Annotated in this window: 2 pseudogenes; both read left to right on the top strand. The window is 68.4% G+C overall.

From position 1 onward, the window contains the following. Window positions 1–916, top strand: a pseudogene (locus ACWFR4_RS47180) (hypothetical protein); the annotation flags it as partial. 1,906 nt (window positions 917–2,822) lie between these two features. Further along, window positions 2,823–4,170, top strand: a pseudogene (locus ACWFR4_RS47185) (hypothetical protein); the annotation flags it as partial.

Raw genomic sequence — 4,170 nt, forward strand, 5'->3', positions numbered from 1 at the left:
TCTCGAGCACGAGCCTGAACAGTTCGAAGACGGCGACGAGTTGGACTACGACCTCGAGCCGGAGCCGGACGGCCCTCCGGAACTCGAGGCAGACACCGAGCCGGAATCCGCGAACGAGGCAAACGCTGAGTCGGCCCCCGAGCCGCAGCTGGAGGAAGAACCGCGGAATTTGACGGCCCTCCCGCCCCGGCTGTCTGAGGGAGAGGAACTGCGCCGGAGCCTGTTGCGCCTGCTTCACGCCCCGGACGCTCCGACCACACCCACCGAACACACCGTCCTCGACGACATGCCGCTCTATGTTCGGGTGGCCCGAAGCCCCCGGCACGGGCACGTCGTCCAGTTCGGATTCGATCCCAACTCACCCCGCGCCGCAGCCCAGTTCACTGCTGCGGAACTCGAAGGCGCCACCGGAGAACAGGTGCTGCACGGCGTGCTGGCAAGGCGCCCACAACCTCAGCCGCTCCCGGCGGATCCCGGACCGGTCACACCCGACCGGCTGCGCGAGGAACTCCTGAACCTCATGGACAACCCGGCCGCGCCCAGCGTGCCCACCCTGCAGAGCAAGATGAACGCTCTCGACCTGTACGTGGCCGTCACCGGACACCCGGAGTACGGGAGCGTGCTGCGCTTCGGATTCGATGCCAAGTCCGCACCGGCCGGCCTCTTCACCCGGGACGACCTCCAAGGCGCTACCAGCGACAAGGTCGTCCAGATCGTGGAGCGCTACGGCGAAGCCTTCGTCCAAGGTCGCATCGATGCCGGCCGCGCGCGCCGTGTCCGCGAACGCGTCCAGGCCGCTGCTCAGCAACGGCAGCTGCCCCAGTCGCCCTCACCTGCCGTGCCTTCCGGACGAAGCCGTCAGCCGCGCCCGGACGATCTCCAACCACAGGGTGCACAGGCTTCCCCGGGCCGGTGATGAAGGACGCGGACCGCCCGGGGGGATCGGCCACCAATCTTCTGGGCCGCGTTTCCCCTCAGGCGGGAGCCCCGCAGTGCTGGAGGGCACGCGCGCTGCGGTGATCCCTAGCGTCGAAAGGCACTTGATTTGCCCCAGGGAATGCAGGCGGCCTGGCCGCCACCCGTGATCGTCAGCGAGGTGACATATGGCCACCGCTCCCGAAGAGTTCCCGCTCCAGCCCAGCGACCCAGATGACGCGTGGGCGGAGGAGGATGCACCGTCGGAACCCGGCGGTGTGGCCGAGGGGTGGGCGAGCGATGAGGACGCGTCCCGTGCCTTGGCTCCTGACTCGGGTTGGGCGTCGGAGGTGGAGCCTCCGTCAGGTCTGATGCCGCAAGACGCGGCGGCTGGCAGGTCCGCAGCGGACGATGTCCCGCGCGTCCTCGCACCCGACGCCGGGCAAATAGTGGATCCAGCCGTCACCACCAATGCGGATGGCGCTTGGCGCGAGGAGGACGCGGCCTCGGCGCTCGATGCAGTTCCCGCTGGCTGGGCGAGCGAAGCAGATGCGCCACGTGTCCTTAGGGCTTCCGCAGTGGAGCGTGCCCCCGCGACTTCGCCCGATTCTGCTTGGGCACAGGATTCTCCCTCTGGGTTGACGCTCCCAGCACGGGCTCCGGGGTGGTTCGCAGCGGACGACGTCCCGCGCGTCCTTGCACCTGAACGGGAGGCTGGGCGAACGGACGGTTCAGCTGTTGCCACCAGCGCGGACGAGGCGTGGAGTGAGGATGCTCCGGCGGCGCTCGATGCGGTAGCGGCAGGGTGGGCGAGCGACGACGACATACCTCGTGTCCTGGGTATGTCCGCGGCGGAGTCGACGTCCCCGACCGCACCTGACTCTGGTTGGGCATCGAACGAGGAACCGCCCTCGGGCTTGGCCGTTCCCGATGCGGATCCGGCCTGGTCCGCATCGGCCGATGTCACCCGCGGCCTAGCGCCCGGGCAGGATGTCAGGGAAGCAGACGGCTCCGTGGCCACGAGCAGCACGGGGAGCGCTTGGGATGATGAGGATGCTCCGGCGGCGCTCGATGCCGTAGCCGCGGGGTGGGCGAGCGACGACGACCTACCTCGCGTGTTGGACACATCCCCGGTAGAGCCCGATTCCGTGATTGCGAACGGATCCGGATGGACGGCGGAGGAGGAACCGCCGTCAGGGTTGGCTACCGCGTCAGCCCCCGGTTGGACCGCAGACGACGACATGACTCCTCGTGTCCTTGGACCGGTGCACAGGCCTCCGGTCGGGTCCGAACGCCCGAACTCTTCGGGGCAGGACCGGACCGTCGGCACCTCTGCGACAGCCCCGACGAATGGTGGTGCCGCCGCTGGCACTCGCCGCACCGCGGCGCGCACCCCCCGCAGCACCACCAGCCAGGGGACAGACGCCGACGCACGCGGTGACCCAGACGCACCTACTCGCTCAGCCGATGAGGGTGCCGATGGCGAAATCCTGGGAAGCCGCCCGGCGCCACCTGACTTCACCGCCACAGCCACTCCGCCGAAAGAAGGGGCGAAAGGGAAGGCCCCATCCGCTCTCGGGCAGCCGCCTCAGCACCCCCGGACGGATGAGGACGAGACACCACTCGCCTCAGATTCCGAGCTGGATGAGCAGGGCACCGCGCCAAAGCAGCAATCTGACGCCCAACAGACAAAGCACACCACTCCTGAGGCCACAGCCACCACGGACGAGAGCGACATGCACGCCCCTGTGGCGCCGGCGCCAACAGAGCTCGACCAAGCAACCTACATCGCAGCTTTGACGGACGTAGTCGACCGGGCATTCCAGTACGCGGATGAAGCAGCCGATGGCGCGCAGCGAGCTCTGTCTCGCTCTTCGACCCGGAGCGAAGAGCGTCTGGAGGCGGTCATGCATGCCGCCCACGCCCACTGGCGTGTTGCTCAGCGCCATCACCGTTTGGCGTGGGAAGCGCACGCCGGGGGAAAGACGTCGCGCCTGGAGTATCACGCGTCAGCGGTGATCAGCGCTGCGGCGGAGACCCAGCGGACGGCTGGCCTCGCCACAACCGCAGAGGACCTGAGGGCGGTTCTCGATGGGCTCAAGCCGGCTGCAGAGAAGGCCCGGCAGGCGGAGTTGCGTGAAGGCCTGAAGGCGGAGCTCGACAGGCTGGAGACGGAGCACGACACGGTGCTGACCGCTGTGACACGCATGGACGCTGCCAACCGTGACCGGCTGGAAGGCGCTCGGCGACTTGCCGAGAGTGCGGTACCCGAACTGGGCTGGTGGCCAGCTCTTGCCGCGGACATGGCTCACGCGTACCAGGGGCGCCTGTGGCTGGACGAGACCGGCACACCGCGTCTGCTGAAGGAGACCGCTGACGATCGCGTCGTGGCGGGGCGGAACGTGGATGCTGAACGGGTCGCGATGCTGCGCGAGGCCGGGTTCTTGGTGACGGATACGGAGGATGAGACCTCGACGCCCTTGCGCATCTCGAACATGGGGCGAGAAGCGTTGTACCTCGCAACGCTGTACCCGGAGGGGCTGCACGCGGATGCACGCGCCGCCTCTGAGGCGCGGCACGAGCAGTCGCGTCGGCCGTGGATGAACAACGAGGACCGCAAGTCGGCGACGCGGCGTCTGCCGCCCTTGGACCGTTCCGTGATGCAGGCCGTCCGTGAGAAGCCGGTGCTGCTGGAGGAGTCCCAGGTCCCCCAGATCAGCACGGAGGATGTCGCCCGGCATGCAGACATGGCGGAGTTGGCGCAGAGATTCGGGCGATGGGCTGCGATGAGCCACGGTGAGAGGCCAGACGTCATCCAAGCCCCGCTCACAGCTCAGGCCCAGAGGCCGGAACCGTTGGCCGGTGCATTGGGGCAGGACGACGTCGACGGCGACGTGCGTGCAGCTGTGGAGTCATTGAGCGAAATACCGCCGACGTTGGGCCAGAACGGCCCACCTGCGGGCACAACCTATGACACCACGACTCCCGATGAGGCGAGCGGGGGAGCGTCCCCGGCCCCGGTGGCCCCGAACACGCCAGCATCGTCTGGCCCTACCACCGTGGCCGAGGAGGCCCGCCAGCCGAAGCCGCCAGAGGGGGAGACCGGCTCCCGTCACATTGATGACCAGCCTTTGGCGGAGCGAATTGACCGTGCCGCCGGATGGTTCTCGCGGATTCCGGAACTCGCTGAGCGCGACTCAAAGCTCCGACAGGAGGCGGCTGAAGCCCGCCTGGTGCCAGCCGACGAGGTCCGTG

The sequence above is a fragment of the Streptomyces sp. NPDC055140 genome (assembly GCF_053607285.1).